Source organism: Neisseria sp. P0006.S009 (assembly GCF_051962915.1).
Taxonomy (GTDB): Bacteria; Pseudomonadota; Gammaproteobacteria; order Burkholderiales; family Neisseriaceae; genus Neisseria; species Neisseria subflava_E.
In genome coordinates, this window is sequence record NZ_JBQCUV010000004.1 from 277953 (window position 1) to 301633 (window position 23681).

General features: G+C 48.8%; 26 protein-coding genes. 10 read left to right on the plus strand and 16 right to left on the minus strand.

The features are described from left to right. The first annotated feature begins 1 nt into the window (after nucleotide 1). The 4 genes from ACTHTK_RS09095 (at nucleotide 2) to ACTHTK_RS09110 (ending at nucleotide 1987) form a co-directional block, all read left to right on the plus strand. Nucleotides 2–484 (plus strand): sel1 repeat family protein, encoded by a 483-nt coding sequence (locus ACTHTK_RS09095; protein ID WP_440378187.1) that lies wholly within the window; start codon nucleotides 2–4, stop codon nucleotides 482–484. An 89-nt stretch (nucleotides 485–573) separates the two neighbouring features. Beyond that, nucleotides 574–831: a hypothetical protein gene (locus ACTHTK_RS09100; RefSeq protein ID WP_049333330.1), complete on the plus strand. Its 258-nt coding sequence runs from the start codon at nucleotides 574–576 to the stop codon at nucleotides 829–831. Between the two features lie 122 nt (nucleotides 832–953). After that, a complete protein-coding gene (locus ACTHTK_RS09105) occupies nucleotides 954–1520 on the plus strand; it encodes an SGNH/GDSL hydrolase family protein (RefSeq protein ID WP_070460885.1) in 567 nt (188 codons plus the stop codon). 116 nt (nucleotides 1521–1636) lie between these two features. Then, entirely contained in the window at nucleotides 1637–1987 is a 351-nt protein-coding gene (locus ACTHTK_RS09110; protein WP_440378188.1) for a CsbD family protein, read from the plus strand. 64 nt (nucleotides 1988–2051) lie between these two features. Here ACTHTK_RS09110 and trpD read toward each other — a convergent pair whose 3' ends face one another. After that, nucleotides 2052–3080, minus strand: coding sequence for an anthranilate phosphoribosyltransferase (trpD, locus tag ACTHTK_RS09115; protein ID WP_003747072.1), 1029 nt, complete (start codon nucleotides 3078–3080; stop codon nucleotides 2052–2054). Between the two features lie 88 nt (nucleotides 3081–3168). Further along, on the minus strand, nucleotides 3169–3759 hold the full coding sequence (locus tag ACTHTK_RS09120; RefSeq protein ID WP_003683598.1) for an aminodeoxychorismate/anthranilate synthase component II: 591 nt from the start codon (nucleotides 3757–3759) through the stop codon (nucleotides 3169–3171). A gap of 175 nt (nucleotides 3760–3934) precedes the next feature. Between ACTHTK_RS09120 and ACTHTK_RS09125 the strand changes: the two genes are divergently transcribed. The 3 genes from ACTHTK_RS09125 (at nucleotide 3935) to kdsA (ending at nucleotide 6855) form a co-directional block, all read left to right on the plus strand. Further along, entirely contained in the window at nucleotides 3935–5476 is a 1542-nt protein-coding gene (locus ACTHTK_RS09125; RefSeq protein ID WP_314593331.1) for a YdgA family protein, read from the plus strand. 78 nt (nucleotides 5477–5554) lie between these two features. Then, the gene (gene panD / locus ACTHTK_RS09130) at nucleotides 5555–5938 is read left to right on the plus strand and encodes an aspartate 1-decarboxylase (RefSeq protein ID WP_003678944.1); all 384 of its coding nucleotides are present in this window, start codon (nucleotides 5555–5557) and stop codon (nucleotides 5936–5938) included. A gap of 74 nt (nucleotides 5939–6012) precedes the next feature. Further along, nucleotides 6013–6855, plus strand: coding sequence for a 3-deoxy-8-phosphooctulonate synthase (gene kdsA, locus ACTHTK_RS09135; protein ID WP_440378189.1), 843 nt, complete (start codon nucleotides 6013–6015; stop codon nucleotides 6853–6855). A gap of 57 nt (nucleotides 6856–6912) precedes the next feature. Here the strand turns inward: kdsA and mutL are convergent, their stop codons facing one another. From mutL to ACTHTK_RS09165, 6 genes are all read right to left on the minus strand, one after another. Further along, nucleotides 6913–8889, minus strand: a complete 1977-nt coding sequence (gene mutL / locus ACTHTK_RS09140; protein ID WP_440378190.1) for a DNA mismatch repair endonuclease MutL — start codon at nucleotides 8887–8889, stop codon at nucleotides 6913–6915. 37 nt (nucleotides 8890–8926) lie between these two features. Then, the gene (locus ACTHTK_RS09145; protein ID WP_070583404.1) at nucleotides 8927–9409 is read right to left on the minus strand and encodes a GNAT family N-acetyltransferase; all 483 of its coding nucleotides are present in this window, start codon (nucleotides 9407–9409) and stop codon (nucleotides 8927–8929) included. A gap of 72 nt (nucleotides 9410–9481) precedes the next feature. Continuing rightward, entirely contained in the window at nucleotides 9482–10618 is a 1137-nt protein-coding gene (locus ACTHTK_RS09150; RefSeq protein ID WP_311477316.1) for a 5-(carboxyamino)imidazole ribonucleotide synthase, read from the minus strand. 82 nt (nucleotides 10619–10700) lie between these two features. Then, a complete protein-coding gene (locus ACTHTK_RS09155; protein WP_311477314.1) occupies nucleotides 10701–11270 on the minus strand; it encodes an RNA 2'-phosphotransferase in 570 nt (189 codons plus the stop codon). Between the two features lie 43 nt (nucleotides 11271–11313). After that, nucleotides 11314–12789, minus strand: coding sequence for an anthranilate synthase component I (gene trpE / locus ACTHTK_RS09160; protein ID WP_440378191.1), 1476 nt, complete (start codon nucleotides 12787–12789; stop codon nucleotides 11314–11316). A gap of 135 nt (nucleotides 12790–12924) precedes the next feature. Next, the gene (locus tag ACTHTK_RS09165) at nucleotides 12925–13302 is read right to left on the minus strand and encodes a hypothetical protein (RefSeq protein WP_107769431.1); all 378 of its coding nucleotides are present in this window, start codon (nucleotides 13300–13302) and stop codon (nucleotides 12925–12927) included. 136 nt (nucleotides 13303–13438) lie between these two features. Here ACTHTK_RS09165 and ACTHTK_RS09170 point away from each other — a divergent pair, with 136 nt between their 5' ends. Further along, complete coding sequence (locus tag ACTHTK_RS09170; RefSeq protein WP_440378192.1) at nucleotides 13439–14059, plus strand: Smr/MutS family protein; 621 nt, start codon at nucleotides 13439–13441, stop codon at nucleotides 14057–14059. 52 nt (nucleotides 14060–14111) lie between these two features. Here ACTHTK_RS09170 and ACTHTK_RS09175 read toward each other — a convergent pair whose 3' ends face one another. The 6 genes from ACTHTK_RS09175 to dnaB form a co-directional block, all read right to left on the minus strand. Beyond that, nucleotides 14112–14600: a PilX family type IV pilin gene (locus tag ACTHTK_RS09175; protein WP_371459107.1), complete on the minus strand. Its 489-nt coding sequence runs from the start codon at nucleotides 14598–14600 to the stop codon at nucleotides 14112–14114. A 4-nt stretch (nucleotides 14601–14604) separates the two neighbouring features. Continuing rightward, nucleotides 14605–15150 (minus strand): pilus assembly PilX family protein, encoded by a 546-nt coding sequence (locus tag ACTHTK_RS09180; protein WP_107723138.1) that lies wholly within the window; start codon nucleotides 15148–15150, stop codon nucleotides 14605–14607. Further along, complete coding sequence (locus ACTHTK_RS09185) at nucleotides 15129–16064, minus strand: PilW family protein (protein ID WP_440378193.1); 936 nt, start codon at nucleotides 16062–16064, stop codon at nucleotides 15129–15131. The genes ACTHTK_RS09180 and ACTHTK_RS09185 overlap by 22 nt, the downstream gene beginning before the upstream one ends. Nucleotides 16065–16066: 2 nt before the next feature. After that, complete coding sequence (pilV, locus tag ACTHTK_RS09190) at nucleotides 16067–16732, minus strand: type IV pilus modification protein PilV (RefSeq protein WP_440378194.1); 666 nt, start codon at nucleotides 16730–16732, stop codon at nucleotides 16067–16069. A 12-nt stretch (nucleotides 16733–16744) separates the two neighbouring features. Next, entirely contained in the window at nucleotides 16745–17413 is a 669-nt protein-coding gene (locus tag ACTHTK_RS09195) for a GspH/FimT family pseudopilin (protein ID WP_440378195.1), read from the minus strand. Between the two features lie 156 nt (nucleotides 17414–17569). After that, nucleotides 17570–18976 carry a replicative DNA helicase gene (gene dnaB / locus ACTHTK_RS09200; RefSeq protein WP_440378196.1) on the minus strand — a complete coding sequence of 469 codons (1407 nt, stop codon included), beginning with the start codon at nucleotides 18974–18976 and terminating at the stop codon, nucleotides 17570–17572. A gap of 154 nt (nucleotides 18977–19130) precedes the next feature. Between dnaB and ACTHTK_RS09205 the strand changes: the two genes are divergently transcribed. Both ACTHTK_RS09205 and ACTHTK_RS09210 read left to right on the plus strand, forming a co-directional pair. Beyond that, entirely contained in the window at nucleotides 19131–19712 is a 582-nt protein-coding gene (locus ACTHTK_RS09205; RefSeq protein WP_107723142.1) for a superoxide dismutase, read from the plus strand. Between the two features lie 223 nt (nucleotides 19713–19935). Beyond that, nucleotides 19936–21477, plus strand: a complete 1542-nt coding sequence (locus tag ACTHTK_RS09210; RefSeq protein ID WP_107723143.1) for an L-lactate MFS transporter — start codon at nucleotides 19936–19938, stop codon at nucleotides 21475–21477. A 58-nt stretch (nucleotides 21478–21535) separates the two neighbouring features. On the opposite strand, the gene ACTHTK_RS09215 is transcribed toward ACTHTK_RS09210, so the two are convergent. Beyond that, the gene (locus tag ACTHTK_RS09215; RefSeq protein WP_107723144.1) at nucleotides 21536–22381 is read right to left on the minus strand and encodes a DUF817 domain-containing protein; all 846 of its coding nucleotides are present in this window, start codon (nucleotides 22379–22381) and stop codon (nucleotides 21536–21538) included. A gap of 33 nt (nucleotides 22382–22414) precedes the next feature. Next, nucleotides 22415–23680, minus strand: coding sequence for a flavodoxin-dependent (E)-4-hydroxy-3-methylbut-2-enyl-diphosphate synthase (ispG, locus tag ACTHTK_RS09220; protein WP_070734804.1), 1266 nt, complete (start codon nucleotides 23678–23680; stop codon nucleotides 22415–22417). Nucleotide 23681 lies beyond the last annotated feature (1 nt).

Sequence of the window (23681 nt, forward strand, 5' to 3'; positions counted from 1 at the left end):
GATGAAAACACTTCGTTTATTGTTTGGCTTGGCATTGGTTGCTACTGGGTTTAGCGTGCAGGCTGGGGATTACAGCGAGAAGCAGCACGATAAGCTGATACGAGAATGCAATCGGAACAATCTGGAGAGTTGTGTCACTGCGGCCATTTGGACGCGCGATTATCTTGAAGCGCCTGCTCATGCTTATCCGTTTTTAAAAAAAGCCTGCGATGGCGGCAATATGCGCGGCTGCAATGTTTTGGGTAATCTGTATCTCAATCCATCCAGCGGTTTGGGCATGGATTATGCCGCCGCAGTCAAGCTCTACGAGCGAGCCTGTAAAGGCGGTTATGAAAATGCCTGTACCAATTTTGAAGAAACTAAAGCAGAGATGGCGCAAGGCAATACACCAGACCGCGACAGCCGTTTAAACCAACTGAGCGAATCTTGTGCTTTGGAAAACGAATCCGCTTGTCAGGCGTTAATGATGGAAATGCAACGTTGAGCGTCACGCTGAGGCCGTTTGAAGATTGTTTTTCAGACGGCCTTTAATCCATATTTTCTGATTTCGAGACTTAAGCGGGAGTATGTCGTATGGACATGATGTTGTTTACCAATATTGTATTGATTGTTTTATGTATTTTTACCATGTTGCTGGTGTGGTCGCGTAACTGGAAACGCAAGCAGGCGTATTTTGAGAAAATCAAAAGCAATCCGGAAAACCTCAAATGGGTTGGGCAGAATCTGACTGGTCAGGAATGGAAGGATTTGAAAGCCGTGAGCGACCGTTTTGGGCTGCCCATGTTGCAGGCCAAGCAATTAATTGATTTTTATAAAAACAGTCAGCTCTAATTGATGATTTAACGATAGAACTTGACTGAAGTTAAGGCCGTCTGAAATAGCACTCTTATAATAATATAAGTGATATTTCAGACGGCCTTGCTGTTGATTCAAATAAAGGGAGGAGAACAAAAATGACCGTTTACTTAATCGGCGACTCCGTTCGGCTTGCTTCGGAGCCTTACACGCGCGCCGCTTTGCCTGAGGTGGATATTGTTTCTCCATCGGAAAACTGCCGTTCGTCGCATGATGTGTTAGAGCATATCAGGCAATGGACAGAGGGCGCGACTGTGGGAGACATTATCCACATCAATTGCGGTTTGCACGACATCCGCCATAATCAAGGCTGTAATGAGCCGGTGGCCGATATAAAAACCTATCGCAGCAACCTGATTCAAATTTTCGATTATCTGAAACAGACAGGGGCAAAAATTATTTGGGCGAGCAGTACGCCGTTTTTGGAAAGCGTACACAATATCGTCAAACCCTCGCGCCGCTATCTGGCCGACTTGAAGGCCTATAACCGTGTGGCGGAGGATTTGGCAAGGCAATATGGTTTTACCGTCAATGATTTATACAGTCTGATGTTTGAGCAGGATTTGACCGATGTGATGCTGTGCGATGGACTTCATTTCAATGAGTTCGGCAGCAAGATGATAGGCGAGGCAGTAGCCGAAGCGATATTGAAACAGTTGTGCTAACTTGACGTAATCCATTTTTATTATGTTTTTAATATTGAGACAGACTTTAAGTTGCAACCCAATATCTATTGGGGTATAGTGATTACTCTTATCAACATGAAACTAAGAAGGAATAAATGATGACTGGCAAATTAGATCAAATCAGCGGTGAAGTAAAAGAGAAAGCCGGCGAAGTTCTTGACGATTCCAAACTCAAAGCTGAAGGCGTAGTTCAACAAGGCGTCGGTAAGACAAAAGAAGTTGCTGCGGATGCTAAAGAAAAAGCAGAAAACTTTGCAGGCGAGGCTAAAGAAAAAGCAGAAAACTTTGCAGGCGAGGCTAAAGAAAAAGTAGAAAACTTTGCAGGTGAAGCTAAAGAAAAAGCAGCTCATTTAGCCGGTGAAGCCAAAGAGAAAGTAGCACACTTGGCTGAAGAAGCCAAAGAAAAAGCTGAAGGCTTGATTAATGATATTAAAAGCAAATTTTAATATTTAAAGAATAAAAGGCCGTCTGAAAGATTTTTCAGACGGCCTTTGTTTATGGTTTTAAAGTTTAGGCAAACTGTTTGCCAAATTCGATAAACTCGTCTTTTTTGGCTTTGGCTTTGCCGGAGTCGATGGCTTCTTGCGCGGCTTTGACACCGTCCGCCAGCGATGCGACCACATTTCCTGCGTAGAGCGCGGCGGCTGCATTGAGGACGACGATGTCGCGTGCGGCACCGACTTTGCCATCCAGCACTTCGTTCATTTTTTGCAGGGATTCTTGCGCGTTTTCGACTTTGATTTCGTCCAAATTGCGGCGGATTTCCATGCCGAAATCGGCCGGGCTGATATCGTATTCGGTTATTTTGCCGTCTTTCAGTTCGGCAACGCGGGTTTTGCCGGTCAGCGTGATTTCATCCAAACCGCCTTCGCCGCACACAACCAAAACATGTTTGGAACCAAGCTGTTGCAATACGCGGGAAAGAATGCCGCACAAGTCGATGTGGAACACGCCCAAGAGTTGGTTTGCCGCGCCGGCAGGATTGGTCAGTGGGCCCAAGATATTGAAGATGCTGCGGAATCCGAGCGAACGGCGGACAGGGGCAACATAGCGCATGGCGCTGTGATGGTTGGGCGCGAACATAAAGCCGATGCCGGTTTGCTGAATGCTTTGGGCAACCTGTTCGGGGTTGAGATTGAGGTTGGCGCCCATTTGTTCCATGACATCGGCAGCGCCGCTGGATGAAGAAACGGAGCGACCGCCGTGTTTGGCGACTTTCGCGCCTGCCGCAGCCGCGACAAACATGGAAGTCGTGGAAATATTGAAGGTTTTGGCACCGTCGCCGCCTGTGCCGACAATATCGACCAAGTCATCGGCGTTTTCTAGCGGCACTTTGGTGGCAAATTCGCGCATCACGCTGGCTGCAGCGGTAATCTCGGAAACGGTTTCAACTTTAATCCGCAGTCCGGTCAGAATGGCGGCGATTTGCTCGGGCGGAACTTGGCCGCTCATGATTTGGCGCATGAGGTCGGTCATTTCATCGTAGAAAAGTTCGTTGTTGCTGATGAGGCGTTCAATCGCTTGTTGAGGGGTAATCATGATTTTTCCTTTGTTCGTGTCCGATGTGATTCAGGCCGTCTGAAAATGCGGTTTGAACATTGTCAAACACATTTCAGACGGCCTTTCATTAAGATTTTTGCGGACGATAGTCTTTAAATTCTTCCAGGAAGTTTTTCAGCATATCGTGGCCGTGTTCGGTCAGCAGGGCTTCGGGGTGGAACTGTACGCCTTCGACGGCATATTCTTTGTGGCGTACGCCCATGATTTCGCCGTCTTCCGTCCATGCGGTAATTTCGAGGCAGTCGGGCAGGGTGGCGCGGTCGATGGCGAGGCTGTGGTAGCGTGTGCAGTTGACCGGATTGGGCAGGTCTTTAAACATGCCTGTGCCGTGATGGAAAACGGGGGAGACTTTGCCGTGCATCATCGTTTGCGCGCGCACGACATTGCCGCCGAACGCTTCGCCCATAGTTTGATGGCCGAGGCACACGCCCATGACGGGCAGCCTGCCGGCAAAGTGCTGCATGGCCGCAACAGAAATGCCTGCTTCTTTAGGGGAACAAGGGCCGGGGCCGATGACCAGATATTGCGGTTTCAGGGCTTCGATTTCTTCGATGGTGATTTCATCGTTGCAGCGAACCAAAACTTCCTGCCCCAATTCGGCAAAGTATTGGACGATGTTGTAGGTGAAGCTGTCGTAATTATCAATGAATAAAAGCATTTGCAAACCTTTAATGACATTTTGGCAGACAGGGTAAGGCCTGCCAAAAGTGTAAAAATCGTTTATGTTTGCATAATATCACAATCTTTACCTAAAGGCCGTCTGAAACGGCGGATAAGACAAAACAGCTAAAAAATGCTATGCTTTACGCTTTGAACCTAATCTGTTTGAAGTGATGAAAAAGTATCTTATCCCGACTGCCGCCGTCGTTGTCGCCGCTGCGCTCGGCACGCCTTATTATCTTGGTGTCAAAGCGGAAGAAAGCCTGACCGAGCAACAAAAGCTGTTGCAGGAGTCCGGTTTCCTGACCGTTGAGTCCCACCAATACGATCGCGGCTGGTTCAGTTCAACCGAGACGACCGTCATCCGCCTCAAGCCGACCCTGCTTCAAAATACGCAAAAATATCTGCCGGACAATTTGAAAACCGTCCTGCAAGAGCCGATCACGGTCATCAACCACGTAACACACGGCCCGTTTGCCGGAGGTTTCGGCACGCGTGCACACGTGGAAACCGAGTTCCAATACCATCCGGAAACCAAAAAAGTTTTGGACCGCTTCTTCGGCCAGCAAACGCCGTTGACCATGACCAATACGGTTTATCTTTCCGGCGACGGCAAACTCAGCCTCAATATCCCCGCCTTTGACTATGAAGAGCTTTCCGGTATCAAACTCAACTGGAAAGGCTTTGGCGGTAATACCGATTACAGCCAAGGCTTCAAAAGCTATCGCCACGATTACCTTGCGCCGTCTTTACAAGTCAAATTGGCCGACAAAGGCGATGTATCTTTGGAAAACCTGCGCTTCCAATCCGAAACGGAAGACGGCCTGACCAAACTTGCTTTGGGCAAGAGCAGCATTACGCTGGATAAATTCCTGCTGCAATGGAAAGAAAACATCGATTACAACGTTAAGTTGAATGAATTGGTCAACCTTGTAACCAACCTGCAAATCGGTGCGTTTATCAATCCGACCGGCACGATTGCTCCGTCTAAAATCGAAGTCAGCAAACTGCGTTTCGATACCCAGACCGGCGAAGTCGATAAATTCATCAACAGCGAAGGCCGCTTCCAATTTGAAAGCCTGACCTATGGCGAAGATAAATACGGCCCTCTGGACATCAATGTCGCTGCCGAGCATTTGGACGCCGCATCACTTTTGGCATTGAAAAACAAAATTGCCGAAGTGTCTGTGAAGAAAATGAGCGAAGAAGAAATTCAGGCTTCCTTGATTCAGACGGCCAAAAACGAGGCTTCGGGCCTGTTTACCAATAATCCAGTTTTAAACGTCAAAACCTTCAAATTTACCATGCCTAATGGTGATGTCGATGTCAGCGGCAAGCTTGCCTTTAAAGGTTTGACGGCCAAAGATCTCAACAGCTTGGGCGATATGCTGAAAAAAACCGAAGCTGACTTCAATATGAGCGTACCGCAAAAATTGTTGGAGCAGCTCGCCGTCAACCAAGCAAGCAGCCTGTTTAGCGTCAATGCCGAAGATGAAGCCGCAGGCCGCGCCAGCATCGATGATATCAACGAGACCTTGCGCCTGATGGTGGACAGCACCATTAAAAGCATGGCAAGTGAGAAATATCTGACCTTAGAAAATGATAATGTCAAAACCCATCTGACTCTGCAAAACAGCGAGTTGAAATTAAACGGAAAAGTTCTTCAAAGTGACCCGGAACCCGAGTTTGACGAAGCAGACTTTCCCAATAACTAATCCTCAATCACACAAACAGCGGTTTTAGCTTCCCGGAAGTTAAAACCGCAAATCAACCCACAATCAAAAAGGAAACCCATGTTCCGTACCATGCTCGGCGGCAAAATCCACCGTGCCACCGTTACCGAAGCCGACCTCAACTACGTCGGCAGCATTACCGTTGACCAAGACCTGCTGGATGCGGCAGGTATTTGCGTTAACGAAAAAGTCGCCATCGTCAACAATAACAACGGCGAACGTCTTGAAACCTACACCATCCCCGGCGAACGCGGCAGCGGCGTTGTTTGCTTGAATGGCGCGGCTGCGCGTTTGGTTCAAAAAGGCGATATCGTGATTATCATGTCTTACGTCATGTTGTCCGAACCCGAAATTGCAGCGCATGAGCCGAAAGTCGTCCTCGTCGATGAGAACAACAAAATCCGCGACGTGATTTCTTATGAGCCGCCGCACACCGTGTTGTAATATTTAAACAAAGGCCGTCTGAAACGTTTCAGACGGCCTGTTTCCCAAATTCAACTTATCTGAAAGGCTTTGCCGTGAATATCCAAATCAACAACATCACCGTCAGCAACGATGCGCCCTTTACCCTTTTCGGCGGCATCAATGTCCTTGAAGACCTCGACTCTACGCTGAAAGCCTGTGAGCAATACGTTAAAGTAACCGATAAACTCGGCATTCCTTACGTGTTCAAAGCCTCTTTCGACAAGGCAAACCGCTCTTCCATCCACTCTTTCCGCGGTGTGGGTTTGGACGAAGGCATGAAGATTTTTCAAGCGGTGAAGCGCGAGTTTAACGTTCCTGTGATTACCGACGTTCACGAGCCTTACCAATGCCAGCCGGTTGCCGAAGTCTGTGATGTCATTCAGCTGCCTGCATTCTTGGCACGCCAAACTGATTTGGTGGTGGCAATGGCGAAAACCGGCAATGTCATTAACATCAAAAAGCCGCAATTCCTCAGCCCGTCTCAAATGAAAAACATTGTCGAGAAATTCCAAGAAGCAGGCAACGAGCAAATCATTTTGTGCGAACGCGGCGCGAACTTCGGCTACGACAACTTGGTGGTCGATATGCTCGGCTTTGGCGTGATGAAAAAAACGTGTCACAACCTGCCCGTTATTTTTGACGTAACCCATTCCCTGCAAACGCGCGAATCCGGTGCCGCAGCATCAGGCGGCCGGCGCGCCCAAGTATTGGACTTGGCGCTTGCCGGTATGGCAACCCGATTGGCCGGTTTGTTCCTCGAATCCCATGCCAATCCCGACCAAGCCAAATGCGATGGCCCAAGCGCATTGCCGCTTGCGCAATTGGAAGATTTCCTGACCCGTGTTAAAGTAATCGATGAAACCGTGAAATCGTTTGCGCCTATGGATATTCGTTAAAGGCAAATAAGTTAAAGGGCCGTCTGAAAGCAGTTTCAGACGGCCTTTTTATCGGCGTTACTGTCCGCGTAAAAACAACGCATCCAATTCTTTTAAAGTCAGTTTGACCCAAGTCGGACGGCCGTGATTACACTGGTTGCTGCGCGGCGTATTTTCCATATCGCGCAGGAGCGCATTCATTTCCGGCAGGGTAAGCTGGCGGCCGGCGCGGACGGAGCCGTGGCAGGACATGGTGGCGAGGATGTGGTTTTCGTGTTCTTCGATGGTTTGGCTGCTGCCGACTTGGGCGAGTTCGCCCAATACATCTTTGGCCAGTGAAACGACGTCGGCTTTGCCGAGCATGGCGGGAACTGCGCGGACGGCAAGGGTATTGCCGCCCATGTCGGACAGTTCCAGCCCGAAGCCTGCCAGCGTTTCGGCATGATCGGCGAGGGCGGCGCATTCTTCGTGGGATGCGGCAAAGGTTACGGGAATGAGCAGGCGCTGGCTTTGCAGGTTGCCGTTTTCCTGACGTTGGCGTTTCATTTTCTCGTAGTTGACGCGTTCGGCGGCAGCGTGCATATCGATGAGCAACAGGCTGTCTTCGGCTTGGGCAAGGATGTAGATGCCTAATAATTGGGCAATGGCAAAGCCGAGCGGCGGCAGTTCGGATTGTGATGGAAGGCCGTCTGAAAGCGGCGTATCTGTTTTTTGGGTAGGGATTTCAGACGGCATATTGCCGAAACGTGCCTGCTCGAATTGGCTCAACTCAAGGTCTATGTCGTCGGTTTTTTTGTAGAGTTCGGCGTAAGTATTCATGGCTGCGCGGCTTTCGCGCAGGGACAGGCTGCGTTGTTGCGGCGCGCGTGCGGCTTGGTAAGGCATGGGCGCGGTTTTGCCTGACGAAACAAAGGCATTGCGTGTGTCGGATTTGTTGCCTGTCGGGTAGTTGGATGCGCCATCAAACAGATTTTCGCTGTCGTTTTCAGACGGCATTGGGGTGGAAACAACGCCGGTAATGTCATGCAACACTTCGCCTGCGTTGCTGACGCTTTCGGTCAAGTCGGCACGCGTGTCGGCAAGGGCTTTGTTGAGCGTGTGGAACACGAGTTGGTGTACTTGCTGGCTGTCGCGGAAGCGGATTTCGGTTTTGGTTGGGTGGACGTTGACATCCACGGCTTCGGGCGGCAGGTCGAGAAAGAGGACGAAAGCAGGCGTCAGCGCGTTGTGCAATACGTCGCGGTATGCCTGTTTGACGGCATGGAGCATGACTTTGTCGCGGACAAAACGATGATTGACGAAGCAGTATTGTTTGTCGGTTTTGCCTTTGGCGAAAGTCGGCTTGGCAATCGCGCCATAGAGCCTTAGCGCGCCATTGCCGCTGTCAATTTCCAACGAGGCCGTCTGAAAATCATCGCCGACAATGGCGGCAATACGTTCATGCAGGCTTTGTGCAGGCAGTTTGAACACTTGTTTGCCGTCGCGTTTGAGTGAGAAGGCAATGTGCGGATGCGCCAGTGCGAGGCGTTCGAGCATGGTGGCGCAGTGGGCGTATTCGGTGTTTTCGGATTTGAGGAACTTGCGCCGCGCAGGGGTATTGAAGAAGAGTTCGGCGGCTTCGATGGTGGTGCCGACGGGGTGGGCGGCGGCGGTGGGGCTGCTGAGTTTGCCGTCTTCGGCTTTGACTTGGGTAGCGTGAGAACTGTCTTCTTGTCGGCTGGTCAGGGTCAGGCGGCTGACGGAGGCGATGCTTGCCAAGCCTTCGCCGCGAAAGCCCATGCTGGCAACGTGTTCCAAATCGTTTAAGGTTTTGATTTTGCTGGTGGCGTGGCGGTGGAGCGCGAGTTCGATGTCGTCGGGGTGGATGCCGCCGCCGTTGTCGCTGACGCGGATCAGGCGGATGCCGCCGCCGGCCAGCTCGACATCAATCGCCGTTGCGCCTGCATCGATACTGTTTTCAACGATTTCTTTCAAGGCGTTGGCAGGGCGTTCGACCACTTCGCCGGCGGCGATTTGGTTGACAAGATGGTCGGGCAGGGCGGCAATTCGGGACATCGGTTTCTTTCAAAAAAGCAACGGCGGAAGGAGAAAATTATAGGTATTTGCGCATCAATTCGCATTCGACGCGGACGGTTTTGTTCAGCTGCAACACGGCAGTACCGAGCGATTCATAACGATTGAGGCGATAGAAAGGCACGGAGTTGAGCGAGGCATACAGTTTGAGAAAGCTGAGGCCTGCATTTCGTGCCATTTCTTCGGCGCGGCTGAGCAGGGCTGTGCCCAAGCCGAGATTGTGGAAGAGCGGATGGACGTATAAAGCGTCCAGTTGCGCTTCTTTGAAATCGACTTGGAAGAAGCCTTGAATCAGCCCTTTGTATTCGACCACCCACAAGGCTTTGTTTTTATCGGAGATGGTTTCCAAATAGCTGTTGATGTCGAGCAGACTTTCCCATGTGTGCATAATGGTTTCATCGTAACTGCGGATGCAGGCGTATTGAACGGCATGCAGATGGGCATTGTGTATGTCTTGGCAGTCTTTTTCGGTTGCCGGACGGAGGATGGTCAGAAGGCTCATGGCGGATGGTCGGAAAAATTGATTTCAGACGGCCTTTAGTAATCAAAGGCCGTCTGAAAAAAGTGGGTAAGGTTACAGGCTTTGATGTAAGGTTTGTGCGGTTTGGAACGCATTGTCCGCATCATTGGCCAAGACGGTAAAGTGGCCCATTTTTCGGCCTTTGCGCGCGGCTTTTTTACCGTAAAGATGCAGATGTGCGTTCGGGTTGCTTTGCAGCGGCAGCCATTCGGGTTCGCCGCCGTCTTCTTTCCAAACATCGCCCAAAATATTCGCCATACAGCAAGAACTCAGCAATTTAGTGTCGGCCGGAGGCAGGTTGCACATCAGGCGGACCTGTTGCTGGAATTGGTCTGCCGCGCAGGCATCGATAGTGTGGTGGCCGGAATTGTGCGGACGCGGTGCGATTTCGTTGACGACCAATTCATGTGTGTCGCCGACAACAAACATTTCTACCGCCAATACGCCGACGTAGTTTAATTCATCGGCCAAACGCTGTGCCATCTGCCGCGCCTGTTGCTGAATGTCGGCACTCAGTCGTGCAGGGACGATGGAGTAGGCGAGGATGCCGTTTTCATGAATGTTTTCGGCAGGATCGAAGGTTTGCACGTTGTCATTGTTCAGACGGCATACGATAACGGAAATCTCGCCGCGCAAGTCTACCATTTTTTCTAAAACGCAATCCACGCCGCCGTGTTCGGCAAACGCGGCTTTGAGTTCATCCAATGTTTTTACGCGGATTTGGCCTTTGCCGTCGTAGCCCAGAGTAGCGGTTTTCAAGATGCCAGGCAGAAATTGTACGCTTTCTTCAGTGATGTCTTCGGCTTTGCAAACTGCTTGATACGGAGCGGTTTGCAGGCCTGCTTTGCGTATCCATGCCTTTTCCTGAATGCGGTTTTGCGCGATGGCAACGCAGTCGCCGCTGGGGGAAACATTGGTGTGTTTGGCGAGAAAACGCATCGCATCGGCATTGACGTTTTCAAACTCGGTCGTAACCGCCGCACATTTTGCCAATTCTTCCAAAGCGGCCGGATCATCAAACGGCGCGCACAAATGGCGGTCGGCAAATTCCGCCGCCGGTGCGTCCGGATCGGGATCGAGTACGGTTACTTTGTAGCCCATGGTTTTGGCAGCAACAGTAAACATTCTGCCTAATTGTCCGCCGCCAAGGATGCCGAGCATTGCAGGAGGGAGGATGGGGGATGTGTTCATGGATAATCGCTTTATGAAGAAATTGGGTAGGGTGTTTGCAGGCCGTCTGAACATGGTTTACGGCTTCAGACGGCCTGGTGTTTTAAAGTTTGCCGATAAATTGCGGCGGAACGTTTTCAGTTAACCATACGCCGTTGTCCGCCAGATAAAATTGTTGTCCTGCCGCAAGCATGGCGACAGTGTCAATGGTCAATACAACCGGCTTGCCGTGGCGGGAGCCGACGTTGACGGCTGTTTCAGCATCGGCAGACAGATGGACAAAATGGCGTGAGGCAGAATGCAGGCCTTGCTCCAAAATAGACGGAACAGAGCGCTCAGCCGTACCGTGATACAAAATCTGAGGAGGCGTCGCCACTTTGTGTTCGACCTGAACTTGTGCAGTCGAATGACCTTGCGCCGCGCGGATGCGTTTGCCGTCTTCTGATACGGTAAACCGTTTTTTATCGTTGTTTTCGACCACTTCCAACAATATTTCGTAGGTCAGCGGATTGCCCGTAAAGCCACGCTCGGGATGGTTTACCTGCGTCAGTAGGGTATCAATATCCACCCAGCCGTCTTTATCCAAAGTAATGCCGATTTGCTCAGGATGGTGGCGTAAGATAAAGCTGAGGAATTTGCTGATGGATTTTAGTTGTTTTTTGTTGAGTATCATAATCTTGTTGTTTAGTCATTTCAGAGCGCAGGCCGTCTGAAAATTATTTATCCAACCCTTCTTGCACCATCTGCGCTGCGCGGATTACTGCACGGGCTTTGTTTTGGGTTTCCTGCCATTCGGATGTTGGGTCGGAATCGGCAACTACACCTGCGCCGCTTTGGACGAAGAGGGTATTGTTTTTAATCACGGCAGTGCGGATGGCAATGGCCAAGTCCATGTCATTGTTGAAACTCCATACTCCGACTGCGCCGCCGTAGATGCCGCGTTTGCTCGGCTCGACTTCTTCGATGATTTCCATGGCGCGGACTTTGGGGGCGCCGGAGAGTGTGCCGGCGGGGAACGTGGCGGCGAGGATGTCCATGTTGCTCATGCCGTCTTTCAGACGGCCTTCGACGTTGGAGACGATGTGCATCACATGGGAGTATTTTTCAATCACCATTTTGTCGGTTACTTTGACTTCGCCGGTTTTGCTGATGCGGCCGACGTCGTTTCGTCCTAAGTCAATCAACATGACGTGTTCGGCGATTTCTTTAGCATCGCTCAGCAGGTCTTGTTCGTTGGCGAGGTCCTCGGCTGGTGTTTTGCCGCGCAGGCGTGTACCGGCGATAGGGCGGACGATGACATCGTTGCGTTCGCGGCGGACGAGGATTTCGGGCGAAGAGCCGACAATATGGAAATCGCCGAAATCGTAGTAGAACATATACGGCGATGGGTTTAGCGTACGCAGGGCACGGTAGAGGGCAAGCGGATTGTCGGTAAATTCCATGCTCATGCGTTGGCTGGGGACAACCTGCATACAGTCGCCTGCAAAGATGTAGTCTTTGATTTTGTTGACGCAGGCTTTGAAAGGTTCTTCTCCAAATTCGCTGACTGCTTGCGTCTGCTTGCTGCCGAGGGAAAGCGGGATGGCGCAACTTTGGCGTAGCTGGGTACGGATGTCTTCAAGACGTTCGCGCGCGCGTTCGTAGCCGTCGAGCTGCGAGGGATCGGCATAAACAATCAGGTAGATTTTGCCGCTTAGGTTATCCACTACCGCAAGCTCTTGCGAGAGCATCAGGAGGATGTCGGGCGTGCCGAGGGGATCGGCTTTGGCCGTATGTTTCAAGCGGTGGGCAAAATGTTCGAAGTTGTAGATGGTTTCATAACCGAAGTAGCCGACCAGGCCGCCGGTAAAGCGCGGCAGGCTTGGGATTTCGGGCGTTTTGAAGCGGTTGTGGAAGGCTTCGATAAAGGGTAGGGGATTGCCGTCGTGTTGTTCGACGATTTCGCCGTTTTGATATACATCGACATGTTTGCCGCTGGTTTTGAGATAGTGGCTGCAAGGCAGGCCGATGAAGGAATAGCGGCCGAAGCGTTCGCCACCGACAACGGATTCGAGCAGGTAGGTGAAAGGCTTGTTGGCTAGTTTGAGGTAGATTGAGAGCGGTGTATCCAAATCGGCAAGCAGCTCTTGAACGAGTGGAATGCGGTTGTAACCTTGTGCGGCTTGGGCTTGGTATTCTTGTTTGCTGATCATCTTGATAAGTCTTTCAGACGGCCTGTTTTAGGGTGTTAAATCGTGTGAAGAGTATAGCATTTTATTGGAATTGTTGACAGTCTGAGCGTTATGTCAGATATGGAAAACGCCGTCTGAAAAAGACGGCGCGAGGTATCAGGCAAGGGTATTGGAGATTTTGTTTTTTCGGCTCCGTTTCCACTTGAAGATATAAGCGGCCACAACGGGAATCAGGGCGATAATGGATTTGAATGTCCAGCCTGAATACCATGTGCCTTCGGGAACATCGCTTGCAAGCCAAGTGAAGTACGGCCACCAGCAGGCAACCAGGCTGCCGAGGAACAGCGGCCAAATATGACGGCTTAAGTTGCGTTGCCATAAAAAGAAACAGATGGCCGCCCAAACGAAAGTTAGTACGGTAATCAGGAGAATGGTGTAGGCATCTGAAATCAGGATGGCGGCAAAGTAGTAGCTGAGTCCAACCCATAATAGGGCAAGTATCAAGACGATGATTTCTTCCGGGCGTTTAAACATATTTTCTCTCTTTTGTAAGACTGGCAATGCGTTAATACTATACCCTAAACAAGAAGCGATGATAAGAGTCTTTCAGACGGTCTTGTAATCGGGTTTGCTATAATGTGTGCAATCAATTTTTTGGAAAGGACAAACCATGACGGCAAACTTTCAAGAAACGCTGAAGGCTTTGGGCAAACAGGCGAAAAAGGAAGCTGCGGAGCGGGAAGTAGAAGCGAAGGCTAAAAAGCAGGCAGAAGATGTGGATTTCAGCAAGGCGGTTGGCAAGGTTACGCCTTTGAAAAATGCCGGCAACTATTATGAACAGCCTTGCGATAAATCGCCTATCAAACCGCGACCTAAAGAAATGGCAACTTTGGAGCAGGAAGATTATTTTTATGTGGGCAGCGGCAGCTGGGGAGAACCGCCGGCTTCGTTCAGTAAAAATGGGCAGGGTAAAAATGATTTGATGCGTTTGCGAAACGGCCATTATCCCGTGGTGGCGGATGTAGATTTGCACGGCTATACGCAGGAGGAAGCGCAGCAGGTATTGAACGAATTTATTGAGTTTACGAAAAAACGCGGCGTTTGCGGCGAGATTGTCCACGGCAGCGGCTTGGGTTCTGCAGGCTATAAACCGGTTTTGAAAAATATGACGCGCCGCTGGTTGATGCAGCATCCTGACGTGTTGGCTTATGTCGAACCTCGACAAGGCAATGATGGCGCAGTCAGGATTTTGTTGAAGCGTCAACGCCGAGACGATGATTGGAAGCAGTAAAATATAAAAAGCAGTGTCAGTAAGATGACACTGCTTTTTTATGTTTGTCAGACTAAGAAGATTTCTTTTTGGAAACCGATTCGCAACCTTTTCCATTGGTCATTGCGGTTTTGAAATTATTGGCTGAATCAATATCAGTGCATTTGTAAGCATTGCCCAAACTATCCATCCAAACGGAAAGGGTATAGCCTGTTTTTGTGGGAATAGCTTTCAAACGATAGGCACGACTTTTGTCGGCATTAATCATGTCGGCAGAGTATTTGTATTTGTCTGCCAAATCTTTATGGCCTTTATATGAGGAAATAAAGTCATCCAACTGAGTTTTAACCTCATCAGTTTTCCACTTTGGATTTTTAACCATCTGGTTTTTAAAAGCGGAATTGATGGCGACTAACTCGGCATGCGCTTGTGATTGGTGGCCGCGTTCAATGTAGCGGTTGTAAGAGGGAATGGCAATGATGCCCAGAATGGCTAAGATGGTGACGGCAATCATCATCTCAACCAGCGTAAAGCCTAGTTGTTTGGTAGAGGTGGTATTCATTATATTATTCGCTGGCAACGTAAGACTGAAGAACGACTTGGGTATTGGCATTCTTACCCCATGCTTTGGCGGTAACGCGGTAGGTGATTCGGCCTTCAGTAGTTTTACTTAAATATTCGATGATGTAGCGGGGATTGTTTGCGATGCCGCTTTTTTTATCTAAAGGATATTCCGTACCATTGGTGTCAATACACAGGTTTTTGTCGCATTTGCGCTTCCAAGCATCTACGGTTGGGCTACCTTCTTCAGTAAAATCGCCATTGGATTTGACGTTTGGCGTGGAACATAAACCTTTTTCACATTTTGCGGTAAAAGTAGTCTTTTTACCTTCAATATCAAAAATTTGATTTTCACCTTCACGCAGTGCCGCTTCGGCTAGGGTGGTTGCCAGTTTGCGGTCGGCATCATTGGTGCTGATACGCTGTTCAGTATTGTAGGACTGGGTGGCTGTGACCACGAGCAGGGCGATGACGACCATCATCATTAAAACGATAAACAAAGCATAGCCCTGCTGCCGGTTAGGTTTGATTAGAGTGATCGGTCGGCGCATACATTTCCTCCGCGGATGGTGGCATTAATATTGTAGATATCAACTTTATTGTCTTGTTCTTTCGATGGGTCAATACTGCCGTTATTCAGTACGATTTGGATAGAAGCCGGAGACTTAGCCTCAGCTGAGATATCCAATGCGTTTTTGTAATCAAATGATTCTGTATTTACTCCGCTGGCAGATGCATTTTCAGAATCATGACATTCTGCATAGATATAGTGGATATCCATGGTTGTAATGCCTTTAATCAACAGCTGCGGATTACTCCATGAACCATCATTTGATAATTGGAAACGGAACAAACCGCTCTCTTCACCAAGTTTACCGACAGCGTAGGCAATCATTTCATGTTTCATGATGGCGATACTGCCATTTTGATCAGGGTCGGTAATTTTCAAAGCTGTTTTTGCCGCATCTAAATCTTTAATTTCTGTTTGAGGTTTGGCAATGCCGAAACAGCTGCTGACAATAGCAGTTTTTGCAGCAGGGTTTGCTTTGTCGATTCCATATTGAAACAGCAGGGCTTTGCCGGTTTGAGCAAAACCTGCGTAGCCTAATTTATTGATTTCTTTAACTGGTAACAGCTTATTAACACCGGCTGTTTTCAAGGCATATTCAGCTGAGCTTTTGTCTTCTATCACTGCAGAGGCAGGAAAATTCGACATATTGAAGCAGCCGAAATTGCCTGCCATACGCGCATCACGGACGATCATATTGGCGGTGTTACGCAAATCTTGTTGGATACCGATACGGGTGTTGGCAGATTTGTTCAATCCACGTGCAGTAAAGTAGGTGGAGCTGACAGCCATTAAGACGATCATGCTGAGCAGGCTGGCAACCAGAAATTCAAGGATGCTGAAGCCGCGCATAGCGGTTTTATTGGGAATATGGTTGAGTAAGCGTTTATTGTTCATTGTTAGTCTCTTACGCGTGATTGGTAGGTATAGACAACGTGATGCCCCGATGTGTTGAGATTTTTTGCTCTATTTTCTTCTTCGACATCTTGCAACCATAAAACTTTAACGATGGTCGTGTCGCCTTTGCCATCGCATTTTGCGTTAAACCCATTTTCGTAAGTCGGCTCTGCACCAGAAGAATCTTTGCAGATGGTCGAGAAGACTTGGGCTTCGGGAAGGGCTTTGGCTAAATCGGCTTTAAACTGTGCAATTTGAGCTTGCGCAAGTTGCGCTTTCGTCATTTTGTCTTTAAATTCATTAGTTTGCTTTGAGTCTTTCAGCTGTTCAGAGCCAGATGTGAGGTAGGCATCATAGGATTTTTTATAACGGGAGGTTTTTTCCCCTGCAGTATCGGTTTCTTCAGAGAGCGTCGGATTGATGAGCATGCCTTCGATTAGATTTTGTGTAATTTGGGCGACTGTAGTCTGATTTTCAGACTCACGCACGTTGGATACAGTACGCAGTTGGACAGCCAGAAGGGCCAGCACACCGATAGCAAGGACAAACATGGCAATCAAAACTTCAATCAGGGTCATGCCTGATTGAAGTTTTGGGGTAAAGCTTGATGAACTCGTTTTCAGACGGCCTTTAAATGATCTGAGATGAGTAGGATTAGTAATGTTCATAAGATACCGTTGTTATTCTTTGGAAGTGTATTCGCACATTTTGCGCTCATCGTTTTTAGCACAGATTTCGACATGCCCATTGCCATTGATTAAAAGTACGGTAGCACGGGCTTTCTTGGTTTCAGCATCGGTAGCAGATTTATCTGTCAGGCTGATTTTGATGTGGCCATCTGAAAATTGATAATCCTTACCATCGATTGAATGGCCAAATGTACCATTAGGCAAGAATCTCCACCAGACTTCTTTTGAAGCTGAAGCAGAAAGAGCAGAACGGTCACTGCTGATAGGGATATAGTTGAAGCTGTATTTTACTTTTTCGGTATCTCCATTAAGAATAATGGAGCGGATGGATAAATCGACTGTATCGTTTTTATAGTTGGAATCTCCGTTTTTATCGGCGTAGGCCAACATACCATTACCGGCATATTTGGAATCGCAACCATTATTGGGTGAGCCATCGGATTTGATTTTGACCGGACAGATGTAAACGGGAAGATTGAGACGGACGGCCTCATTTCGCGCGAAGCGCAGCAGATTGGCAATTTGCTCTGCTTGCGATGCCGCACGTCTGGAGGCAATCCATTGATTCATATTGGGAAGTGCGATGACGGCCATTACTGCTGCAATAGTAATGACGATCAGCAACTCAATTAGGGTGAAGCCTTTTTGTGTCTGATACATGAGTGATTTTTGGTAGTAATGTGTTGGGTAACTGACGTTTTCTCTTTTGCATTTGCCTGTGGCAATGCTTTTGCTTTTATTAGATTTATTTTAAACGATTTTGTAATGCGTGACTAATGAAATATGAAATTCGGTTAGTTTTTCAGACAATCTGTCTCAATCTTCCATCAACATGGATTCTGGAATATAGGCAGCATTATCAAATTTGGTAAATTGACCCATCCAAGTCAGGAAGACCTTACCGACAGGGCCGTTACGGTGTTTGCCGATAATGCATTCTGCCAAGCCTTTTGCGGGTGATTCTGAGTTGTAGTATTCATCACGATACATGAACATAATCAAGTCGGCATCTTGTTCGATTGCGCCGGATTCACGCAAATCGGACATCATCGGGCGTTTGTCGGTACGCTGTTCAACGGTACGGCTCAACTGCGACAGGGCAATGACGGGAACTTGCAATTCTTTAGCCAATGCTTTGAGGGAGCGGGAAATTTCGCCAAGCTCGGAAGCTCGGTTGTCAGAACGGCCGGAGCCTGACATTAATTGCAGGTAGTCGATGACGATCAAGCCTAATTTGCCGTTGAATTGACGCGCAAGACGGCGGGCGCGGGCGCGCAGTTCGAGCGCGGTCAAACCCGGCGTTTCATCGATATACATGGGTGCATCGGAGAGTTTAACGACCGCTTCGTTCAGACGGCCCCAATGTTCGTCTTGCAATCTGCCGGTTTTTAAAACGCTTTGGTCCAAACGTCCGACTGAACCCAGCATACGCATAACCAGCTGCGCACCGCCCATCTCCATAGAGAATACGGCGACAGGCAGCTTGCCCTCTACGGCAACGTGTTCCGCAATGTTGATCGAAAAGGCAGTTTTACCCATGGAAGGACGGCCTGCGACGATGATCAAATCGCCCGGTTGAAGGCCTGATGTTTTTTTGTCGAGGTCGATAAAACCAGTCGATATACCGGTTACTTCATCAGGATTGTCGCGCGAATAAAGCATATCGATGCGCTCGACTACTTCTTTCAAAAGGTCGGGCATCTCAAGGAAGCCTTGTTTGGATTTGGCGGTACTTTCGGCGATTTGGAATACTTTGTTTTCCGCCTCGTCCAAAAGCTGGCCTGCATCACGCCCTTGTGGATTGTATGCGCTGCGTGCAATTTCTGTACCGACTTCGGCAAGCTGGCGCATGATGGAACGTTCGCGCACAATTTCGGCGTAGCGGCGGATATTGGCAGCGGATGGCGTGTTTTGCGCCAGTGTAATCAGATAGTTGAATCCGCCTGCTGCTTCCAATTCTTCATTGCGTTCCAAACTTTCTTGAACGGTAATGACGTCGGCAGGGCGGCTTTCGTTAATCAGGTTGGCAATGGCACGAAAAATCAGGCGGTGTTCGTGGCGGTAGAAATCTTCGCCGGAAACGACATCGGCAATACGGTCCCAAGCAGAATTTTCCAGCATCAGGCCGCCCAATACGGATTGCTCCGCTTCGGTGGAATGTGGCGGCAGTGACAATGCGCTGATTTCACGGTCTTCAGACGGCATATCGGAATAATTGCTCATGACGGGCATCTCTGGCTGGAAAATTGCAATCCACTATTATAGCGCAGTGTAAGTTCAATTGGTTTGTTTAGGCTAAAGCAGGTAAAATAGCAATGTTGTCGATTTGACAACACACACTACCAAAATATAAATATCAATAATTAGGAGCATAAAAATGGAACACAAGCTGCCACAATTGCCTTATGAACTGGATGCGTTATCCCCCCATCTGACCAAAGAGACTTTGGAGTTCCACTACGGCAAACACCATCAAACTTACATCACCAATTTGAACAATCAAATCAAAGACACTGAGTTTGAAGAAATGCCTTTGGAAGAAATCGTGAAAAAATCTTCCGGCGGTATGTTCAACAACGCTGCCCAAACTTGGAACCACACTTTCTACTGGCTGGGCTTTACCCCTAAAGGTCAAGGCAAACCTGCCGGTGAATTGGCTGCGGCCATCGACGCCAAATGGGGCAGCTTCGAGAAATTCCAAGAAGCGTTCAATGCTTGCGCGGCTGGTACTTTCGGCTCAGGTTGGGCATGGTTGGTGAAAACGCCTGCCGGTGAATTGGATCTGGTTTCTACTTCCAATGCAGGTACTCCGCTGACTACTGAAAACACTCCGCTGTTGACTTGCGACGTATGGGAACACGCTTACTACATCGACTACCGCAACAGCCGTCCTAACTACCTGAAAGGTTTCTGGGAAATCGTTAACTGGGATGAAGTTGCCAAACGCTTCGCCGCATAAAACGATATGAATGAAAAGGCCGTCTGAAGAATTTTCAGACGGCCTTTTTGTCGATATGGGTGTGAAGAAATGGTTTAGATGAATGTTTTTTCTGTTTGATGCGCAAAATTATCATGGAGCAGAAAAAAGGATAAAGGGGAGATTATGCTAAAATATTGTCAACAATTTTTTGGTTCCGCATGATATGGAATCAGCGTTTGACACACATAGACAAGAGGATTTTATGAAATTTCTAGACCGTGAGGCGACCATTGCCAAACCCGGCTTTAATCGTTGGCTGGTACCGCCTGCCGCTTTGGCCGTGCATCTTGCCATCGGGCAGATATACGCTTATTCCGTGTTCAATGCGCCGCTGACCAAGCTTATCGGTATTACTGAGTCGGCTGCAGGAGATTGGAAGCTGACCACGGTTGGTTGGATTTTCAGTATTGCCTTGGCGATGTTGGGCGCATCTGCCGCTATGTTCGGTACTTGGATGGAACGCGTTGGGCCGCGTAAGGCGATGTTTGTTGCAGCCTGCTGCTTCAGCTTGGGCTTTTTTGTATCGGCGATCGGCGTTCATACGCACAATCTGTTTTTGCTTTATTTGGGCAACGGTGTGATTGGTGGGGTTGGTTTGGGCTTGGGCTATATCGGGCCTGTATCGACTTTGATGAAATGGTTTCCCGATAAACCGGGTATGGCGACAGGCTTGGCGATTATGGGCTTTGGTGGCGGCGCGATGTTGGCCTCGCCTTTATCCGTGTCGCTGATGAATTTTTTCTCCAGTGAAACTTCAGTTGGCGTAGCGCAGGCTTTTGTCGTTTTAGGATTGTTTTATTTGGTGTTGATGATGTTCGGCGCGTTTACGATCCGTGTACCTGCCGATGGCTGGAAACCTAAAGGTTATGTTGCGCCGAAAAACAAAAGCAAATTGGTCAGCAGTAATCATGTCAATGTTTCACAAGCCATGAAAACGCCGCAATTCTGGCTCTTGTTTTGGGTATTGTGTTTGAATGTAACGGCCGGTATTGGTGTGTTGGGACAGGCTTCCGTCATGATTCAGGAGCTGTTTTCTGAAACTTCTGTCGGTAAACAGGCTGCCGTTGGTGCGGGTGCGGCGGCAGGTTTTGTGAGTCTGTTGAGCCTGTTTAATATGGGCGGCCGTTTTTTGTGGTCCAGTGTGTCCGACAAAATTGGCCGTAAAAATACTTATACTATTTTCTTTGTACTCGGCTCGCTGTTGTATTTTGCCATTCCGTCTATTGGCGATAGCGGTAACAAGGCTTTGTTTGTTATTGGTTTCTGCGTCATCATTTCCATGTATGGCGGCGGTTTTGCAGCCATTCCGGCGTATTTGAAAGATTTGTTCGGCACTTATCAAGTCGGGGCAATACACGGCAGGATTTTGCTGGCATGGTCAACTGCGGCTGTTATTGGCCCGGTGTTGGTCAACTATATCCGCCAAAGTCAAATTGAAAGCGGTGTTCCGGCTGCTGAAGCTTATAGCATTACCATGTATATTATGGCGGGTTTGTTGATTGTCGGTTTGCTGTGTAACTTGAGTGTTCGTTCGGTTCATGAAAAGCATCATGAGAAAAACATTAAAGTAGCGGCACATAGCCGCAATCCCGATGATGAAACCGCTGTATCCGATGCCTATCTGATTAGCAAAAAAGTATCAGCGGGCGGTATCGGTGTATGGTGGCGTTGGGCTTTAGTCTGCGTTCCTTTGGGCTATGGTGTCATTATGGTGTTTGTTAAAGCCTTAAGTTTGTTTAATTGATTACTGAAAATTAAAGGCCGTCTGAAAGTTTCAGACGGCCTTTTCAAATGTTAAATAACTAATCTTTCGATACGCTGATGGTATGTTTGATGTGTTTTAAATTCGCAACGATGGTAAAAGTCATCATCACCAGTAAAGCCCATGAACTCCATTTGCTGATGTGTACCGATGCCCATGCGCCGATTTGGTTGGGATAGCGCCAAACGCCGAAAAGGGTTCCCAAATTTTCCGCCAGCCAAATGAAAAATCCGATCAGGACAAAAGCGAGCAGGAGCGGCATTTTGCGAGTGGTGTCATAGGGCGTGTATAAGACCGTTGTCCGAGCGTATAGGCCGAGAGCAAAAGCAGCAAGATACCAGCGATAGTCGCCGATATAGTGATGGGTGAAAAAATTGATATAAATCGCCAGTGCGCACAAAGTACCCAACCAATATGGCGGATGGCTTTTGATTTTGAGGTCAAACAGCCGCCATGCTTGAATGATATAGCTGCCGACTGCGGCATACATAAAGCCCGCAAACAGTGGTACGCCGCCGATTTTGGTGTATGCCTCATCCGGATAGCTCCAAGACTGGATATCGCCTGAAGTCTTGAACCACTCTAAAGCAAAGCCCACCAAGTGAAACAGCGTAATCGATTTCACTTCATCCCAAGTTTCCAGCTTGAAATACAGCATGGCTGCTTGTACGGAGACGGCAAAAATCAGCAGCAGGTCGTAGCGTGAAATTCCCAACCAGCCTGTTTTCGGAATGAGGAACATGGCAATGAAAAACAAGCCTGCAAATAAGCAGGCTCGTGCTTCTTTCAAACCGAAAAACCAAAATTCAACAATAAAGCGTCGCCAACCATGCAAATCCTCGCGTTTAGGATGCTCAGTCAGCCAAGTATCCAGTTTGCCCAACATATTTTCAGACGGCCTCTTTATCTTGATAATGTTTTAGGCAGACTGAATCGGAATGACACGGTTTTGCTTACGTTTTGCGCCACCTTCGCAGTAGTTGGTTTTGACATAATCTTCAACAATTTGTAAAAACTCGGCAGCGATATTGTCGCCTTTGAGGGTAATTTTGCGTTCGCCGTCTACATAAACCGGCGCAACCGGAGTTTCGCCTGTACCTGGCAGGCTGATACCGATATCGGCAAGCTTGCTTTCGCCCGGGCCATTGACTACGCAACCCATTACGGCAACGTTCAATGATTCAACGCCTGGATATTCAGTGCGCCAAACAGCCATTTTTTGGCGTAAATAGTTTTGTACGTCTTGAGCCAACTCTTGGAATACGGTACTGGTGGTACGGCCGCAACCGGGGCAGGCTGTAACCATTGGCGTAAAGGAGCGCAAGCCCATGGTTTGCAGGATTTCTTGACCGACAATGACTTCTTGTGTGCGCGGGGAGCCGGGTTCGGGCGTAAGGGAAATTCGAATGGTGTCGCCGATGCCTTCTTGCAACAATACGGCCAGAGCTGCGGTGGAAGCCACAATGCCCTTGCTGCCCATGCCAGCCTCAGTCAGACCGAGATGCAGTGGGTAACGGCAACGGCTGCCTAATTCGCGGTAAACCTGAATCAAGTCTTGTACGGCGCTGACTTTGCACGACAAAATAATTTTGTCTTCAGGCAAGCCCAAAGCTACGGCTTTTTCTGCCGACTCCAGCGCCGAAACAATCAAAGCTTCTTTCATGATTTCTTCAGGCGGCTTCGGTGTAGCAGAAACTAGGTTGGCATCCATCATGCGCTTGGCAAGGCTTTGATCAAGCGAACCCCAGTTCACACCGATGCGTACAGCTTTATTGTTTTCTGCGGCAGTACGAATCATAAAGGCAAATTTTTCATCGCCTTTTGCACCTTTGCCGACATTGCCAGGGTTGATGCGGTATTTAGACAGGGCCTTGCCGCACTCAGGAAATTCGGCCAATAAGCGTTCGCCATTAAAATGGAAATCACCAATCAAAGGCGTGGTGTAGCCCATATCGTCTAAGCGGCTGCGGATTTCGGCTACTTTGGAAGCCGCTTCAGGAGTATTAACCGTGATACGGACCATTTCTGAGCCGGCATCGCTCAACTCTTTGACCTGTCGGGCGGTTGCTTCTGCATCTGCGGTGTCGGTATTGGTCATAGATTGCACAACAACGGGCGCATCGGAGCCGATGATGAGATGGTCAATTTTGACTTGATGTGTCTGACGGCGTTTAGGTGTGGTCATT

What these genes read in the sequence shown, in the direction of transcription:
- ACTHTK_RS09095 (WP_440378187.1), top strand. Translation starts at nt 2, where the DNA reads ATGAAAACACTTCGTTTATTGTTTGGCTTGGCATTGGTTGCTACTGGG.
- ACTHTK_RS09100 (WP_049333330.1), top strand. Translation starts at nt 574, where the DNA reads ATGGACATGATGTTGTTTACCAATATTGTATTGATTGTTTTATGTATT.
- ACTHTK_RS09105 (WP_070460885.1), top strand. Translation starts at nt 954, where the DNA reads ATGACCGTTTACTTAATCGGCGACTCCGTTCGGCTTGCTTCGGAGCCT.
- ACTHTK_RS09110 (WP_440378188.1), top strand. Translation starts at nt 1,637, where the DNA reads ATGATGACTGGCAAATTAGATCAAATCAGCGGTGAAGTAAAAGAGAAA.
- trpD (WP_003747072.1), bottom strand. Translation starts at nt 3,080, where the DNA reads ATGATTACCCCTCAACAAGCGATTGAACGCCTCATCAGCAACAACGAA.
- ACTHTK_RS09120 (WP_003683598.1), bottom strand. Translation starts at nt 3,759, where the DNA reads ATGCTTTTATTCATTGATAATTACGACAGCTTCACCTACAACATCGTC.
- ACTHTK_RS09125 (WP_314593331.1), top strand. Translation starts at nt 3,935, where the DNA reads ATGAAAAAGTATCTTATCCCGACTGCCGCCGTCGTTGTCGCCGCTGCG.
- panD (WP_003678944.1), top strand. Translation starts at nt 5,555, where the DNA reads ATGTTCCGTACCATGCTCGGCGGCAAAATCCACCGTGCCACCGTTACC.
- mutL (WP_440378190.1), bottom strand. Translation starts at nt 8,889, where the DNA reads ATGTCCCGAATTGCCGCCCTGCCCGACCATCTTGTCAACCAAATCGCC.
- ACTHTK_RS09145 (WP_070583404.1), bottom strand. Translation starts at nt 9,409, where the DNA reads ATGAGCCTTCTGACCATCCTCCGTCCGGCAACCGAAAAAGACTGCCAA.
- ACTHTK_RS09150 (WP_311477316.1), bottom strand. Translation starts at nt 10,618, where the DNA reads ATGAACACATCCCCCATCCTCCCTCCTGCAATGCTCGGCATCCTTGGC.
- ACTHTK_RS09155 (WP_311477314.1), bottom strand. Translation starts at nt 11,270, where the DNA reads ATGATACTCAACAAAAAACAACTAAAATCCATCAGCAAATTCCTCAGC.
- trpE (WP_440378191.1), bottom strand. Translation starts at nt 12,789, where the DNA reads ATGATCAGCAAACAAGAATACCAAGCCCAAGCCGCACAAGGTTACAAC.
- ACTHTK_RS09165 (WP_107769431.1), bottom strand. Translation starts at nt 13,302, where the DNA reads ATGTTTAAACGCCCGGAAGAAATCATCGTCTTGATACTTGCCCTATTA.
- ACTHTK_RS09170 (WP_440378192.1), top strand. Translation starts at nt 13,439, where the DNA reads ATGACGGCAAACTTTCAAGAAACGCTGAAGGCTTTGGGCAAACAGGCG.
- ACTHTK_RS09175 (WP_371459107.1), bottom strand. Translation starts at nt 14,600, where the DNA reads ATGAATACCACCTCTACCAAACAACTAGGCTTTACGCTGGTTGAGATG.
- ACTHTK_RS09180 (WP_107723138.1), bottom strand. Translation starts at nt 15,150, where the DNA reads ATGCGCCGACCGATCACTCTAATCAAACCTAACCGGCAGCAGGGCTAT.
- ACTHTK_RS09185 (WP_440378193.1), bottom strand. Translation starts at nt 16,064, where the DNA reads ATGAACAATAAACGCTTACTCAACCATATTCCCAATAAAACCGCTATG.
- pilV (WP_440378194.1), bottom strand. Translation starts at nt 16,732, where the DNA reads ATGAACATTACTAATCCTACTCATCTCAGATCATTTAAAGGCCGTCTG.
- ACTHTK_RS09195 (WP_440378195.1), bottom strand. Translation starts at nt 17,413, where the DNA reads ATGTATCAGACACAAAAAGGCTTCACCCTAATTGAGTTGCTGATCGTC.
- dnaB (WP_440378196.1), bottom strand. Translation starts at nt 18,976, where the DNA reads ATGAGCAATTATTCCGATATGCCGTCTGAAGACCGTGAAATCAGCGCA.
- ACTHTK_RS09205 (WP_107723142.1), top strand. Translation starts at nt 19,131, where the DNA reads ATGGAACACAAGCTGCCACAATTGCCTTATGAACTGGATGCGTTATCC.
- ACTHTK_RS09210 (WP_107723143.1), top strand. Translation starts at nt 19,936, where the DNA reads ATGAAATTTCTAGACCGTGAGGCGACCATTGCCAAACCCGGCTTTAAT.
- ACTHTK_RS09215 (WP_107723144.1), bottom strand. Translation starts at nt 22,381, where the DNA reads ATGTTGGGCAAACTGGATACTTGGCTGACTGAGCATCCTAAACGCGAG.
- ispG (WP_070734804.1), bottom strand. Translation starts at nt 23,680, where the DNA reads ATGACCACACCTAAACGCCGTCAGACACATCAAGTCAAAATTGACCAT.